This is a genomic window from Type-E symbiont of Plautia stali (genome assembly GCF_059731115.1).
Map to the genome: position 1 here is coordinate 195084 of NZ_AP035908.1, position 16394 is coordinate 211477.

Sequence of the window (16394 nt, forward strand, 5' to 3'; positions counted from 1 at the left end):
GAATTCAGCCAAATCAGAATCGGTAGTTCGCTGAGATAGAAACGTTACGCGGTTCGCCGTACACGGTGTTTCTGCCGACATCGATGTTATACGTCTTGTCGAACAGGTTGTTCAGGTTGGCCTGCACGGAGAGCTGCTTGGTAACCTGATAGCGTCCGAACAGATCCACCAGCGCGTAGCTGCCCTGCTCTGCATACAGCGTTGAAGTTCCGCCAGGTCCCGCTACGTTATCCCAGGTGTGCGTCTGCCAGTTCACGCCGCCGCCCACGGTTAGATCCTGCAGCATCGGCAGGCGATAGCTGGTGAACAGTTTCAGTGAAGTACGCGGCTGCGTTGGGTTCAGCGCGGCATCTTCGCCATCTTTCGCCACATAGCGCGTTGCACCGAAGGTCATCTGCAGGTTATCGGTCACCGCACCGTTGATTTCGAATTCAACACCTTTACTCACCGTGCCGTTCTGCTCGTAGTAAGCGTAATCGGTACTGCCTGGCACCAGCGCATAATCCGTCGCGCCAAGGTGATCCTGTTCGATACGGAACACCGCCAGCGATGCGGTGATGCGGCTGTTCATCCAGTCGCCCTTGATCCCGGTTTCATAGCTTTTACCGGTGACAGGAGAGAGATAAGCACCCTGCACATTACGATAGGTCTGCGGTTTGAAAATCGAGGTATAGCTGGCGTAGGCGGAATAGGTATCGTTGATGTCATACACCAGGCCTGCATACGGCGTGATGTTGTTCTTCTCCATATTCTGCGTCAGCGTGTTGGCGTTGTATTGCGTGTATCGGGCGCCAAGGATCAGATGCAGCGGATCGGCCAGTGAAATGCGCGTGGCTAAGTAAGCGGATTTCTGACGAATCACATTATCCTGCGACAGCGCCTGATCGTCCCAATCCGGTTCTGGATAATTACCCCAGTCATTGAAATCACCCACGTCTGCCGAGGTGAAGCTGGTGGAGGCACTGACGTAGCGATCGTGCTGGCGGATATAAGTGACACCCGCCATTAACTCATGCTGGCGACCAAACAGCTCATACGGACCGGTGACATAGGCGTCTGCGGTATCTTCTTTGCGTTTTGCGGTGTTATAACCGGTACCGCCTAACAAGTCATAGCCCTCATAAGGGCCGATACCGATACCGGTCGATTTATCAAAGTAACCGTCGATATACAGCAACTTACTGTCCATGGTCGCTTCAGTGTGCGAGCCGCTCAGGTTCAGCTCCCAGCCGTTATTAAACGTCTGCTTCAGGCTGGCGAACACCTTTTTGGAATCGCTGTTGTTGTAGGCCCAATCTGGTGCGAGGTTGGTACTGCGAGAGTAGTTGGTTTTGCTGCCGTCGAGATAGAAAGTCGGCAAGCCGCCCCAGGTCGCACCTTGTATGTTGGTTTCCTGATAATCGTAACCCAGTGTCAGCGTGGTGGAATCGGTGAGATCGGCCGCGACGGTGCCATACAGGAATTTCTTCTGCGTATGGTAGTGATCCAGCCAGCTGTCGCCATCCTGATAGCCCGCCACCACGCGTCCGCGCACATTGCCGGACTCGGTCAATGGACCGGAAAGATCGGCCACATAGCGTTGGGTATCCCAGCTGCCGTAGCTGGCTGACAGATTACCCTGAAACGTTTTGCTGTCTGCCTGCTTGTGCACCATGTTCACTGACGCTGCCGGGCTGCCCGCGCCGGTCATCAGACCCGTCGCACCGCGTACCACTTCAACGCGGTCATAAACTGCGGTATCTGACAGGGTATCACCCAGATTCCAGGCGCTATCAATCAGTGCTGGCACGCCATCGATCTGGTAGTTATCGATCATGAATCCGCGTGAGTAGAAATTGCTGCGGTTAGCGCCAGAGTTGAACTGACTGATGCCGGTGGTGTTGGTTAAGACATCAGTTAACGTCTCCAGCTTCTGATCCTGCATACGCTGTTTGGTGATGACAGAAACAGACTGCGGCGTGTCACGCGCGGTCAGCGCTAATTTAGTGGCGGCGCGCGTAACCGGGACGTTGTAGTCCGTGTCCTGGCTGCTATTGGTGCTACCGGCTGCCGCCGTGACTTCCAGCGTTTGCTCTTTAGTGGTGGTCTCTGCAGCGGAAACTTTCGGGCTGTGTAATGCAGTCGCGATAACCAAGGCCAGTAAAGAGATCATCGGCAGCGTTTGGCTCATACCGATATTATTATTCACCTTTATTACCCTGGCTTGACGTGAAGAACGAGACATTATCATCCTTTGAAATTTGTTATTAATGAGATGACTGGTGGGTGTTCAGATGCGCAAACACCCAACTCCGTCAGAATGAGAGACAGAATTCCCTGTAAAACATATTTTCAGAACAGATTCAGTAGGAAGCGCTTTAGCGTGAAAGAGGTACACAGCAACAGATTTCCCACCCGCCCAAGAAGGCGAATGAGAATTATAATTATTACAATTCACTGATCAAGTTATTTACGGTAATGACGAAAAATAAACAGAACTAACGCTAAATTTATAACTTAAGGTGATAATCCCTTACGGATATAGTAAAAATAAATCGGTCTTAGCGTTGAAACTTATTCAATTTCTTTGCTGTCTCAAATATTGAAACATCGTAGCAACCAATCGACAGACAGTTATTGAGGATGGATTTATGAAATAATTAATAACGAATTTATTTTCGCTTTCGCATTAATCTAAATTCACGGAATTTAAATGGAAAATGCAGGCCGGAAAGCGTTTATTTGACTTAGTCACGCTTTTTTAGTCATTCCCTGATTCAATTCAGGCTCACACCGACAGTTTCATTATCGTTAAACAACCGCAAAACTGACCCACTTAAACCCTCTCGAAGTGAAATCATAACGATATGATATGTAACAACATAAAACATGAAGTGATGACCTCGAGATTTAGAGGCAGGAACCTACACTGACCAGTAATAGTTTTTCAGCCTTTGCGCACGATACTTATTGCAGGGAAAGCAGCGCTGGCCATCCTCAGCGCTGGGTTGAGAGATGATGATTTACCAAAGGTGACGATCCCTACTTCCAGCTCGCAACACCATGGGCAATCACGTTTAGCGGCTCTCCACGCTGCGGATAAGGCTGGCGGAGAACGATACGGCTGGCGAATTTTTCAATGCCGATATCGTCCTCCAACAGGCGTTCCATCAGATCCTGAAACATCGATATGGTGGGCGCGATAATCTTGAGCAGGTAATCGTAACCGCCACTGACGTTATAGCAATCCACAATCTCTTGGTGACTGCTCCTCGCCCTTTGGCCGGGGAGCAGTCAACCACTGTGAAATTAAATAACCCCGAACTGGCAGCTGCGGATATCGGAACGCGTCTGATTGGTGTTGAATATGATGTTGTTAGCGACTGTGAAGGCGGGTTCATCTCGCTATGATTGTGCGGGCGGGATAACTTAACGATGAAGTTAACGTTAGTGAACAGGCTGATAACCTACATTAAGATGATTGGCTAACTTGACGAGCCGTTTATCGAGCGTCCAGAGCGTTGCTCCGGGGGTAATGAGAGCAGATGCAAGCAAGGTGATATCCACCAGGCCACAGCCGTGTCCGTACAGCATTTTATTTTCAATAAATGCCATCACCTCACTCATGCTGGCTTGGTGGCATTGCGGTAACAAGTTCAGGTCACGGAGTGTGCGCACGCGGGGCGCTGGCGGAGTGCCGCAGGCAAGTTCTCCAATCACCATTGGATGAATCAATACCAGGTCCCCGCTCAGTAACCGCACTAACTCTTCATTTCTGTTTTTGAAATGATCTACCCAGACAGATGTATCAACCAGAATGGACATTATGCAGACGGTTCCTCGCGACGGCGGGGAATGCTTTCCATTTCAGGCGCTGCGCCACCCAATGAAGCAAGGCGCTTTGCCGCTTGTACCCGAACAAACGTTTTCATCGCTTCACGGAAAATATCAGCCTTGTCCATATCTGGATCGGCCATATCCAGAGCCTGAGCATACAGCACATCATCAATCGTCACTGTAGTACGCATCTCGCCACCTCATATGATTCACAAACTGATGTCATCATGCATCAAAATATGAATCAGGTCAATTTCTCACCTTGTTGATGACTCTGGTATGAAGCCTTGCAACTTCGAAGGCAATCATGACCGTAGCTATACGTGCATTCTTGCCACCAAATTTCACTCTTAATGCCTAGGGTAAGAACACGCGAAAAGTTTCAGGACATTAAACGCGCCGCGCACGGAGGGGTGAGATTCCGACGCGGCATGATTAATTCCATGCACTAAAATCTGGCCAGAGACATTTTTATCCGCTGGCACACTTGTGCCAGCAAATTAACTCCTGGCCGGATAGCTTGAGCGCTACCAACCGGTTAACTCCGTTGATAAAACGCACCAGCTTCCGCTTCACTCAGCGCGAGTTTCTGCACCGTACCGGTCTCCGATGAGCGCACTGCCGCTTCAATCACCGCCATGACGGCAATCGCCTGAGCGGGAGAAACTGGATTAGCCTGCTTGCCCGCCAGCGCATCTCGCACCTGGATATAGTACTGACGCTGGTCGCCTTTTGGCGTTTTGACTGACGTGACCTGCAGATTGCTGTCAAATACCATCAAATCATCCTGATCTTCGCCCCAGGTCGCGGAACCCGGTTCGATGCCAGCAATCAGTTGCGCTTCCTGCTGGTCGGCTTTGGGTTTAACCACACTGCCCTTGTCCCCGTGAACGGTAAAGCGTGACACGCCACCCGCGGCGAGCATGCTGGCATGCAGGATCACTTTATGCTCAGGGTAGCTAAGCGTGACGTGCGCCCAGTCATTGCTTTTTCCGCCATGACGCAGGACGGCGATGTCACCAGAAACGGTTTCTGGCAGTCCGAAAAGTTGCAGAGCCTGATCGATGATATGAGGCCCAATGTCGAACCATAAGCCGCTGCCAGGAATATCGTGTTCTCTCCAGCGGTCGCGCACTTCCGGGCGGAATCGGTCTATGTGAGACTCGAAATGTTTGACCTGACCAATCGCGCCAGAATCGATGACCTTTTTTACCCCCAGGTAATCGGTATCCCAGCGGCGGTTCTGAAATACTGAAAGCAGTAATGTCTTCTCACGGGCCAGTGCCGCCAGTTCTCTGGCCTCTGCCAGATCCAGCGTAAAGGGTTTATCCACCACCACATGCTTGCCGGCATTCAGCGCGAGCTTAGCCAATGGCGCGTGTGTCGCGTTGGGAGAGGCGATCACCACCAAATCAATATCTGCATGCTGGATGGCCGCTTCCGGGGAGTCGAGAACGATGACGTCAGGCAGGTCCTTTTTGACCTTCTCCTCACTGCCAGACGAAACAACATGCAGCTTCAAACCGGGAACGGATTGAATTAAAGGTGCATGAAATGTTTTACCGACAAATCCGTAGCCGATGAGGGCGACGCGAATCTCTTTCTGAATACTCATTTCTGACTCCTCTTGCCATTAAGAATGTGTGATGTTGACCTGTGTAGCGTCGGTGACGTCAAACTCGCTCCAGGGCGCATCAAGGAAAAGTTGATGGATATCGGTGAGCGGAGCGACCAGATAGGGTTCACAACGGTTGAGCTTCATATGATCGGCCACCACCCAGTGTTCGCTGCTTGCCGCCAGCATGGCGCGCTTCACTTCCGCATCACCCTCCTGGCTGGCACTCAATCCAAACCGGGCATGCAGCGCACAGGCCCCCAGAATGGCGATGTCGGCCCGGTATTTCTCCAGCAGAGATAGCGTGGCGCTGCCGGAAAACAGCCGTTGTTGCTTGTCCCATTTGCCGCCCAGAAGAATGAGTTCGACATCCGGCTTATCACTGAGGTGATGGGCAATATCCAGTGACGTAGTGATGACCGTTGCTGGGCCTTTTAGCAGCGTGGCGACCGCCAGCACTGTGCTGCCCGCATCCAGAAACAGCGTGGCACCTGCCGGTATTTTTTCCGCTACCTGCCTGCCAAGTTCAAATTTGACATCGGGAATCAGTGCGCTGCGCTGGTGGCGATTCATCACTGACAGATCCAGCGCCACGGCGCCACCATGGTTTTTCTGCGCCAGGCCCTGCTTTTCCAGATCGGCCAGGTCGCGGCGCACGGTGTCCGCAGAAACCTGCAACTGCTCCACAAGCTGCCCAATTCCCACCTGCCCCTGTTCAAGAAGCAGCTCCATCAATAATTTTTGTCTGGCTGTTTTATGCATGCCGATCTCAAAACCGCAAAATATTGCAACATGCAGCAGAATACAGCATTAGAGGGTGTGATGAATACTGCTTCTGAGAGTGGATACAATCGAACTGACGAACGGTGCCGGGATAGCATCCGAGAGAGGGGATTTTATAATTCTGTAAAGGATTCCACTGCCGTGAGAACTGAATAAACAATTAGCCGAGTTACGAGTGACATAATCCGGCTATCGATATTGTGCAGACAAGCAAGTGTGCTTTTGCTTTTACAACTAGAGCAGAATGACCTGCTTACCACTAAAATTGCGGTGCTGCAGAGCCAGCAGCTGCGCCGGGAGTTGTTCCCAGCTGAAGTTCAGCAACATTTCACTTTGCAGTGTGCCCTGCGCAAGCTGCCTCAGCATCTGTTCACCCTGCTGCGTGAGTCGTTGCCATTGCTCTGCATTGCCATGCTGGTGCAGCGCGCCGAGCGCCACTTCATGCAACGACAACGCACGACCAAACGCCGGATTCGGCCACTCTTTCACCCGCCCCTGAATGCATACCAGATGCCCATTCGCCATCAGGTTATTCGCCAGAAGCGCTGCTTTTTCCGGGCTGACAGCATCGATAACAGCAAAATAGCGCTCCTTCACGGCAGAAGCATCATGCTGCTCATCGCTGTAGCAGCGCTTCGCACCCAGCGCGTGCAGACGTGACCAGTGACGTTCACCGCTTAACGTCGTGACCTCAAAGCCACGTGCGTAGGCCAACTGCACAAGAAAATGTCCGACCGATCCCCCCGCTCCCGAAATCAAGAGTGGCGCGCCAGGCTCAAGCGGGATCTTTTCAATTGCCTGCCAGGCGGTAAGTGCCGGGCAAGGGAAAGCAGCGGCTGTCGCGAAGTCGAGTCCATCCGGGATAGGCAGCAAAACCTGAGCGGCCAGCACGGTATACTCAGCGAAACTGCCATTGCATTGTAAATTCTGATGATAGGCAACGCGCCTGCCCAACCAGTGCTGGTCGACATCGGAGCCAACCGCGACCACCGTGCCCGCACCATCGACGCCAGGCACCCGATCCCTGTGGGTGTCGAGCACTTTCCAGTCAACCGGATTCAAACCTATCGCGGCATTCCTTATCAGCACTTCGCCCGGTTGGAGGGGTGAAAAACTCAGGTAGCGTTCCTGCAGCGCCAGCGGGTTATCGCCACCCTGCCACACCCACCCTCGCCAGTCGGCGGGGAGGGTCATTTCCTGCTCAGACATACGCACCTGCAGAATAGGTCAGCTCGTAACTGTGGCTGTAAATCTCGATGATGTTGCCGAACGGATCTTCCATATAGACCATGCGATACGGTTTCTCACCGGGGAAATACTCACGCACCGGCATACGTTGTTTGCCACCCGCAGCGACAATTTTCTCCGCCAGGCCTTCTACATCAGGATCCTGCACGCAGAAATGGAATACGCCGGTTTTCCAGTATTCAAAGTTATTGTCGGGTTTTGCTGCCGCCTTGAATTCAAAGATTTCAACACCGACGCGGTCACCTGTGGAAAGGTGGGCGATGCGAAACTTCTCCCATCCCTTGCCGAAAACATCACTGCACATCACACCGATGGCGGATTCATCTTCTGCAATCTGCGTAGGCGGCATGATCAGATACCAGCCCATCACTTCGGTGTAAAACTTCACGGCGGCATCAAGGTCTGTCACCGAAAGGCCAATATGGGAAAAGGTGCGCGGATAAGGAGTTGTCATGATCAATCTCATAAGATGAAAAGATCTACAGGCTACGTAACTGTCGTTATAATGAAAACAGACGATCAATTATGAGAAGTATAAAATTTCATTATGATAAACCCGCAATGGCTCAAATCTTTTGCCACGCTGGCCGAACTCGGGAGCTTTACCGACAGCGCTGAGCGATTAGGCATCACCCAGGCGGCGGTGAGTCAGCATATTCGCCATCTGGAACTGCAGTTAGGTCCGGTGATACTGAGGAGTAAGCGCCCACTGGAACTGACGCCCGCTGGCAGCGCCCTGCTGGATTATTGTCAGCAAATTGATCGTGCTCACCATCACTTAATGCTGAGACTGAGTGATGCCGAAGCCACCTGCGGTGAAGTGAGCGTGATTTCGCCCGGCAGCATCGGACTCCGGCTCTATCCCTTGCTGTTGTCATTACAGGAACAGCATCGCGACCTCACTGTTCGTCACCGCTTTGCGCCGGATAGTGAAGTGATCGACGCGGTTTTGCATAACCGCTACGAAATGGGGCTGGTCACACACAAACCTGACGATAAACGACTCGAGGCCCATCCTTTTGCTGAAGAACCGCTGGAACTGATCGTACCGGCTAATACGCGAGTGACAGGCTGGAACGATTTGGAAAAGCTGGGGTATATCGACCATCCCGATGGGCAGGCGATGGCGACACGATTGTTAAGTCGATTATTTCCGGGCAACCCAGGCATTCGTAACCTACCCCAACGCGGGTTCAGTAATCAGATCGGCCTGATTCTGGAACCGGTCGCGCGCGGGCTCGGATTTGCGGTTCTGCCACGCTATGCGCGACTGGCGTTTACCCGCCCTGAAACCATTGAGGTTGCCGCTGAGGGTGATGCGCTGGTTGACACCATCTGGTTAGTGCACCGGGCTGAATGGCCACTCTCTGCCCGCGCCCAATTAGCCTTAGCCTGGCTACAACGTCACCTCTAATCGTGTGGCGGATGCGACAAAGCGTCCGCCACACGCCTTCACAATCTTTCCATGATTGCTCACTTTACAACCTCTTTTGCAATACCTGAGGCAAGACATGTAAACAGGCACCATCAGACATGTCTAAATGTGTCAAAAATATCAATATTGAGAATGATTATGATAATTATTCTCCTCCTCATTTGATATGTAACTAATAATAATCTGGTGTAACAATATGTCTTTTGTCTTTGGTGTAAGGAAAACAACGCTTTCAATTCTGATTGGAATTATCGTTCACAGTGGAAATGTGCTGGCGGCTGATAATAGTGACGTCTTATCGCTGGATAATAATGATAGCGGTAAAGCGAAAGTTATTTCAGCGAAAAAGGTAGAGAAGCCCGCAACAAATGAAACGGATATGATCGTCAGTGCAAAAGCTGAGAACGTATTAAAGCAGCAACCTGGTGCATCCTTGATTACTCAACAGGATCTTGAGCGCAATCCACCGGTCAATGATCTCTCCGATATTATTCGCAAAATGCCTGGCGTTAATCTCACTGGAAACAGTGCCACAGGAAGCCGCGGGAATAATCGCCAGATTGATATTCGTGGTATGGGCCCCGAAAACACCTTGATCCTGATTGATGGTGTCCCCGTTTCTTCGCGCAGCGCTGTACGCTACAGCCGCACCGGAGAACGTGATACCCGAGGCGATACCAACTGGGTTCCCGCTGAGATGGTGGATCACATCGATGTACTGCGCGGCCCGGCGGCGGCTCACTACGGTTCCGGCGCGATGGGCGGTGTCGTGAACATCGTCACCAAACGCCCGACCAGTGATTGGAACGGCTCATTATCCCTGTTCACCAATCAGCCCGAAGACAAAGATGAGGGCGCGACCAAGCGCATGAACTTTAGTTTGAGCGGCCCACTGATTGATGATGTACTGACGATGCGCATGTACGGCAATATCAATAAAACCGACGCCGATGCCTACGATATCAATACCAGCGAGAACGGCTCCTACGCAGCCGGTCACGAAGGTGTGCGCAATCGTGATATCAACACGTCGTTACAGTGGAAGATCAACGATCAACAATACCTCGACTTCAATTACGCCTACAGCCGCCAGGGCAATATCTACGCCGGGGATACGCAATATAGCCTGAGTAATCTCAGTACACTGGTGCCGACCTTATATGGCAGCGAAACCAACCGCATGTACCGCCAGGCTTATAGCCTCATCCACAATGGCATCTGGGATTGGGGGCAATCCAAACTCACGCTGAACTATGAAGATACGCATAATACGCGTCTGGCCGAAGGATCTACCGGCAAAGTAGAAGGGATGATCAACAGCGATACTTTCAACACCAGCCGCTATAAAACCTGGCGTATCAACAACGAATACACCGTTCCCTTCAACTTGCTGGTGGACCATACCTTAACCATCGGGGGCGAGTGGAACAAAGAGCAGCTCAACGACCCGGCGGCGATGCAGGAAACGGATGCGACAGGCATTGATATCAACGGTGTTTCTGGCGACCCATCACAGCGCAGCAGCAAAAACAGCCAGGAGCTGAGTGCACTCTATCTGGAAGATACCATTGATGCCTTCGACGGTACCACGTTGATTCCCGGCCTGCGCTTCGATTACAGCGATAAATTCGGTCATAACTGGAGTCCGAGTCTGAATATTCAGCAGGATTTAACCGACACGCTGAAGTTAAAGGCCGGTATTGCTCGCGTATTTAAAGCCCCGAATCTCTATCAATCAACCGAAGGCTATCTGCTCGCCAGCAGTGGTAACGGATGTTCTGTGAGCGGCAGTAATGGTTGTTACTTGATGGGCAATGGCGATCTCAAACCTGAAGTCAGTGTAAACAAAGAGATTGGTTTGCAATGGAATGACGCGGGTTACAGCGCAGGCATGACCTACTTCCGTAATGACTATCAAAATAAAATAGTCGCGGGCTCGGATTCTCTTGGAAGCGTTGCAGTAGCCGGTTCATGGTACTCCTCAACCTATGATATCTATCAGTGGCAAAACGGTGGTAAAGCGTTAACCCAGGGTCTGGAAGGAAACTTAACCCTACCGCTGATTGAAGACAGGCTGAACTGGCGCACCAATGCCACCTACATGTTCACGTCGAAATATAAATCGACCGGCAATCCTTTGTCGTTGATTCCGAAATATACCGTGAACAGCTGGCTGGAATGGCAGGTGACAGATGCCCTATCCACCACCCTGAGCTGGACCATGTATGGGCGTCAGCATCCACGTACCACGGCAGAAATTCGTAAAGAAGCGAGCGGCTTATCAGATAAGGAAGTCGGTGCCTATGCAATTTATGGTGTTGGCGTAAATTATGAGATGAATAAAAACCTTCGCTTCAGTGCTGGCATCAGCAATCTGCTGAATAAACAGATCTACCGCGAGAACGAAGGCGCTTCAACGTATAACGAACCGGGCCGCGCTTATTATGCGGGTGTGACCACTTCCTTCTAAGACATTTATGAGCCTCTGCGGAGGCTCTTTTTCATTTCGAGGCGTCTGATATTCCGGCAAGTGTTTAAACATAATATTTCGGCGATAAAACATTACATACCACACTGTTATAAAGAATTCTTATTGCCGCTATAAGCAAATCACCGTTTCACAATCTTACGCCGCAAATTATTCTGGGCAGGGCGATGTTTGGCGCATTTCCCGGCACAGCGCATCCGCTACGCAAAAAATGAATAAGACTTTGAGGATCCTTTATGAATGGCGTCCAGCCGCACTCAGTTAAACCGGTATTGCTGGTACTGAGTAGTTTTCGCGATATCGTCGCCGGACATGAAATCTCCGGCTTTTACCTGCCAGAATTGACTCACCCTTTACATGTGCTTGAATCAGTCGGTATTCGAACGACCTTTGCCTCTGTCAAAGGAGGAAAACCACCGGTTTATGGTATCGAAGATGATGCGATCAATCAGCACTACTGGCAGGACGTGGGCTTTCAGCAGCGGCTGAATAACACCTTACCGCTGGCGGCGGCCAAAAGTGAGGATTATAGCGCGGTCCTGTTTGTCGGCGGACACGGCACGATGTGGGATTTCCCCGATGATGCCGTGCTGAAATACCTGACGCGCCAGATGTATGAGAGCGGCAAACCCGTTGCTGCGGTTTGCCACGGCCCGGCAGCGCTGATCAATGTGAAACTGCGCAACGGCCAGTATCTGGTAAAAGGCAAACGCGTGGCGGCCTTCACTGATACCGAGGAAATGGAAGTCGGTATGGCAAATGTTGTGCCTTTTATGCTGGAAGCAGCGCTCAAAGCGCGAGGTGCACGCCACCAGCCTGCGGATAACTGGCAGTGCAATGTGGTGACCGACGGCCTGCTGATTACCGGTCAGAACCCGCAATCTGCTAGCGCGGTTGGTGAGGCTTTGTGTTACGCGTTGCTGGCAGCGACTCCTCTTGCGTTTTAAAACACTGTTGCTGAAACTGGCTGACGCAGTGTTGAATCCGTGCCAACGCCATAGGCTGATTTTTCCCACAAATCGAAGTTGGCACACTCATGTTGATGCAACTTGCTACGCCACTCAATGAACTGATGAATGTGCCAGTAACACGAGCGAGCTGACTTTCAATGCCTCAACAACAAAGCTCGCTGTATTCCAAGACGACTGACATAAGCTGAAAGACGCTCCGCATGTCTTTCAGTGACCACCAGGCCGATATAGCCATCCGGTCGAATCAGGTAAGCGGTGTCCTGTTTGAATCCTTTTTTCTAAAATACATCCTGCCAGGGGAAGACATGCCATTCCACACCATGGCGATCGCACCAGCTCCTGACTTCTTCAGTGGCTGTACCATAGATGTGTAATTGCCAGACTATCTTTCTCAGTAATGCATAATTGTCTGTCTCACCCATAGCGATATACGGTAAGCGATCGCCCGCACTTATCTCTCCCGCTTTTCCCTCACTTAAAGGACTGTCCGGATAGCTCATCGTCGTTTGTGAGATGACGCGGAAAAGGTATTCGCGTACACGTTCATATCGATAGGTCTGACTGGCGATCGACGGTGCAATGTGTGTACGCACGAAATCTGCAAACCCGCCAGCGGCAGTGATGAAAGTGAAGACCCGGTCTGTGGTTTTTACCAGTTGGTGAGCGAAGCCTTTTCGCTCCGCCTCATAACTATCTAGCAAGGTTTCAGGGGCCTGCGCTTTAATTACCGCAGACAATTTCCACGCAAGGTTTATCGCATCGGCAATGCCGGTATTCATCCCCTGCCCTCCCGCCGGGCTATGGACGTGTGCTGCATCCCCCAGCAGAAATACACGACCATGTCGAAAATGATTGGTTACCCTGTGATGGACACGGTAAGTAGAAAACCAGTTTACCTGTTTGATACTGAGCCCTAAACCGCTGATGGCCCTTTGGCTGACATCGTCAAAAGAGTGTTGCTGCTTATCCCCTTCCTCACTTTCAACAGTGCCGATCAAACGATATTGATGCTCCGGCTCATAGGGCATCACCAGGACAAAATCAGACTTGTCGAAGGCAATGTGACCCTCATTCGCGGGTGTCACTCCACTGGCCAGTACATCTGCAACGTAAAAGAGATGGTTGTAAGTACCGCCTTCGAAGTCACTACCAATCTGATGACGCACCGGGGAATGCGCACCATCACAGCCTGCAAGATAGGTGGCAGTGCAGGTTTCTGTTTGCCCTGTAGGTGTTTTGATCGTGGCAACAATCTGTTCGCCTTCTTCCCTGAACGACATGAAGTCTGTTTGTCGTTCGACGACAACACCTACAGTTTCCAGGCGGATGACCAGCAGTTTTTCATGTCTGTCCTGGGGTAAGACAAGCACGAACGGATACGGAGAAATGTCGTTCCCGGCATTCTCTAGGGGAATGCGCGCCCTCGCTTTTCCCTTCGCCCACATATTCATTGCTGGCATTTTGTAGCCTGCTTCGATGGTCTCTTCAGCCATATCCAACTGGCGATAAAGTTCCAGCGTGCGTGCCTGAACGGCCATTGCTCGTGATGTCTCACCCGGTCCCTGACTCTTATCGATGATTCGAACTGACACGCCTTGCCGGGTGAGCCAGAGTGCCAGCACCAAACCAGTGGGCCCTGCTCCAACGATGAGTACGTCGATATTGTTCATAGGACTATCCGACTGTGGGGTTAGTTAAAAAGGAACGTCATGGTGAACGCGTAAGGTTAGTGTGATTTACACAGCTCAATGCAAAGTATAATTGTGCTTGATTGAACTGGGCGTGCTTTTGCTCACTGTCTTCCGCACGCACTGAGTAAAGCATTCTTACCGGCAGTAGAGGGGCGCCCTGCCCTTCCGGGCTCGCTGTCATGAGTGTTGATGCTTTAAGCTTGAAATGACATTGTCACCTTTCAAGTGGATTTTTCACCTTCCTGAAAACGCTATAAGGTAGTGTATTAAAAGAAATTTTCTGAAATTTTCAGGCTGAAAATCACCATGATTTTTTGAATGGTGGTGAAGTTACTTGGAGTGATGACGCTTAATGTGGTCTGGGCACAACTTTTGCGAGTCCAGGTGAGTGATGACGATGACATTTTGCATAAAAAATTTCGAGTCGTTCACCTCCTTGCAGCTAAACCTGGAAGCTCTCCAGGATAGCTAATTACATTTAAGCGACTGTCTGCAATTCGTTATCTTTCCGCTTTCCGCTCAATGCGACTTCTATGCTGAAAAAAAAATTTCAGCCCTCTCCAGATTCCGTTTCGTTTGCATCACCAGTGGGTGTGACTAAAAACATCTGATAATAACGTGTAAGATCGGTGGCACATAAGTTGGATGATCGTCACGTAATGTTATAACAGAGGATTAATTTTTTGAGGCAGAGTTTATCGAACTGTCTAGATGGTAGGACATGATAACTTTGTTGGATGTTTGTCGCTGGACGCTGGACGCTGGACGCTGGACGCTGGACGCTGGACGCTGGACGCTGGACGCTGGACGCTGGACGCTGGACGCTGGACGCTGGACGCTGGACGCTGGACGCTGGACGCTGGACGCTGGACGCTGGACGCTGGACGCTGGACGCTGGACGCTGGACGCTGGACGCTGGACAATACAGTATTACCCTTAATAGCTTAATGTGAAGTAAATCCCATCAATTAAATGATTTTCACACCACCAAAAAATCAATTTAAGCACCTGAATAATAACGAATAATTCTATTTTTTCAGACTGAAAATCACCATACATTTAGACAAATTCAAACTTTTTCCTGCATAGAGTGTGTTACCACCTTGGCTCCAACCTAATCTAAGGTTGATATCTTTCACGTGCTCAATGATACATGCAGCCCAGAAGTTTCGAGAGCTAATTGTTACGCTAAAATATCTATAATCATCTACATTCTTAGATAAATTCTCACTATTCCAGTTTTTCTCTCAATCACATTACTTGCATTCTGCTTCTCAGACTCAGGTTTCAAGTTTCAAGTTTCAGGGTTGATAAAAGTCTCCAATCAAATTCTAATCAAGTTAACCGTAAGGCAATCCTGGTTTTGAACTGCCAGAACATTTCTGTCTCTGAAATTCGAGGGCTCGATGAACTCACGTATTGTTGAGCACACCTTCGTTTGTAGACACAAAAGTCGATGTGCCCTGAAATAATAAGGCCCGCGAGTATTATCAATAGATTCCAATTTATATGAGATGTGAGTGATGTAGTGTGCATTGAAAAACACGTGATCACAATGGTGGCAATATCAACGTCATATTCAGATGAATTGTTATTATCACTTAAATTAATCAGATCAAGAGTTAGCACGTTCATACACTGAATTATTCTGAGCAACGTGGTTTTAAAAACTGACTGCAGAGAAGAAGCTCGCATCATTGATGTGAGCCAAATATGCAACAGATGCACTTTAAAATTGAGAATTTTTTTATAAAATTCATTCAGGGTTAACGAGTGAATTAAATAGTGAAAATATCTGCGCATCAACATTAGCCACTTTTTAGGAGTGCGGTCACAACTTGCAGCGCATGATTCTATGAACAGCATCAACTGTTACCATTTAAAGTAATTAGAGGGAAGGGAAGGGAAGGGAAGGGAAGGGAAGGGAAATCGTATTTTGTCTGGCAATCGCATGTGGCTGATAATTTGAAAATCACTGCAATCAATAAAAACTCTTTAATATCAAAGCGTGTGCAGTCTAGAGATAGTCACCAACATTTTGGACAATCATTACATTTATCAACTTGATTGTAAGCCACGATTTTCCAAATAAACAAGTGAACACCTTTTGTTTAAATATCATGCTAAATACGATAGGGTAGGGGAATTTCATGAAACGTGACTTTCATGACCTTATCGGTTTGGTAAAAAATACAATCATCTATCCAATTGATTTTATTGACATATCTTCATCAACCACAAAATCATCAAATAATAAAAAAATCCACTTTTATTGATTTTTACCTAAAAACTGGCATGCGGAAGCTTTTTTAGTACAATACAACAAATCATTATTATTGAGGTGCTT

13 protein-coding genes are annotated in these 16394 nt (G+C 49.8%); 4 read left to right on the forward strand and 9 right to left on the reverse strand.

What is annotated here, in order from left to right:
- Positions 1 to 13: 13 nt before the first annotated feature.
- The 8 genes from fhuE to AC6I8L_RS25355 all read right to left on the reverse strand — a co-directional run bounded on the left by fhuE (position 14) and on the right by AC6I8L_RS25355 (position 7916).
- Positions 14 to 2170 (reverse strand): ferric-rhodotorulic acid/ferric-coprogen receptor FhuE, encoded by a 2157-nt coding sequence (gene fhuE, locus AC6I8L_RS25320; protein WP_058962467.1) that lies wholly within the window; start codon positions 2168 to 2170, stop codon positions 14 to 16.
- Positions 2171 to 3021: 851 nt separating this feature from the next.
- Positions 3022 to 3231, reverse strand: a complete 210-nt coding sequence (locus AC6I8L_RS25325) for an Lrp/AsnC ligand binding domain-containing protein (protein ID WP_236699809.1) — start codon at positions 3229 to 3231, stop codon at positions 3022 to 3024.
- 195 nt (positions 3232 to 3426) lie between these two features.
- Positions 3427 to 3804: a type II toxin-antitoxin system VapC family toxin gene (locus AC6I8L_RS25330; RefSeq protein ID WP_045814982.1), complete on the reverse strand. Its 378-nt coding sequence runs from the start codon at positions 3802 to 3804 to the stop codon at positions 3427 to 3429.
- Positions 3804 to 4007: a type II toxin-antitoxin system VapB family antitoxin gene (locus AC6I8L_RS25335; protein ID WP_034830833.1), complete on the reverse strand. Its 204-nt coding sequence runs from the start codon at positions 4005 to 4007 to the stop codon at positions 3804 to 3806. Before AC6I8L_RS25335 ends, AC6I8L_RS25330 begins: the two co-directional genes overlap by 1 nt.
- Positions 4008 to 4354: 347 nt before the next feature.
- A complete protein-coding gene (locus AC6I8L_RS25340) occupies positions 4355 to 5431 on the reverse strand; it encodes an oxidoreductase (RefSeq protein ID WP_064511370.1) in 1077 nt (358 codons plus the stop codon).
- 18 nt (positions 5432 to 5449) lie between these two features.
- Positions 5450 to 6193, reverse strand: a complete 744-nt coding sequence (locus AC6I8L_RS25345; RefSeq protein WP_498014812.1) for a DeoR/GlpR family DNA-binding transcription regulator — start codon at positions 6191 to 6193, stop codon at positions 5450 to 5452.
- 255 nt (positions 6194 to 6448) lie between these two features.
- A complete protein-coding gene (locus AC6I8L_RS25350; RefSeq protein ID WP_058962438.1) occupies positions 6449 to 7423 on the reverse strand; it encodes a zinc-binding dehydrogenase in 975 nt (324 codons plus the stop codon).
- Positions 7416 to 7916, reverse strand: coding sequence for a lactoylglutathione lyase family protein (locus tag AC6I8L_RS25355; RefSeq protein ID WP_058962437.1), 501 nt, complete (start codon positions 7914 to 7916; stop codon positions 7416 to 7418). Before AC6I8L_RS25355 ends, AC6I8L_RS25350 begins: the two co-directional genes overlap by 8 nt.
- Before the next feature lie 93 nt (positions 7917 to 8009).
- On the opposite strand from AC6I8L_RS25355, the gene AC6I8L_RS25360 reads away from it, so the two are divergent.
- The 3 genes from AC6I8L_RS25360 (at position 8010) to AC6I8L_RS25370 (ending at position 12332) form a co-directional block, all read left to right on the forward strand.
- Positions 8010 to 8876 carry a LysR family transcriptional regulator gene (locus tag AC6I8L_RS25360; protein WP_058962436.1) on the forward strand — a complete coding sequence of 289 codons (867 nt, stop codon included), beginning with the start codon at positions 8010 to 8012 and terminating at the stop codon, positions 8874 to 8876.
- Between the two features lie 400 nt (positions 8877 to 9276).
- A complete protein-coding gene (locus AC6I8L_RS25365; protein ID WP_498014814.1) occupies positions 9277 to 11367 on the forward strand; it encodes a FepA family TonB-dependent siderophore receptor in 2091 nt (696 codons plus the stop codon).
- 254 nt (positions 11368 to 11621) lie between these two features.
- The gene (locus AC6I8L_RS25370) at positions 11622 to 12332 is read left to right on the forward strand and encodes a type 1 glutamine amidotransferase domain-containing protein (protein WP_058962434.1); all 711 of its coding nucleotides are present in this window, start codon (positions 11622 to 11624) and stop codon (positions 12330 to 12332) included.
- Positions 12333 to 12634: 302 nt separating this feature from the next.
- Here AC6I8L_RS25370 and AC6I8L_RS25375 read toward each other — a convergent pair whose 3' ends face one another.
- Positions 12635 to 14026: an FAD-dependent oxidoreductase gene (locus AC6I8L_RS25375; RefSeq protein ID WP_153012360.1), complete on the reverse strand. Its 1392-nt coding sequence runs from the start codon at positions 14024 to 14026 to the stop codon at positions 12635 to 12637.
- Positions 14027 to 14768: 742 nt separating this feature from the next.
- On the opposite strand from AC6I8L_RS25375, the gene AC6I8L_RS25380 reads away from it, so the two are divergent.
- Positions 14769 to 14987, forward strand: coding sequence for a hypothetical protein (locus tag AC6I8L_RS25380; RefSeq protein WP_498014816.1), 219 nt, complete (start codon positions 14769 to 14771; stop codon positions 14985 to 14987).
- Positions 14988 to 16394: the final 1407 nt, after the last annotated feature.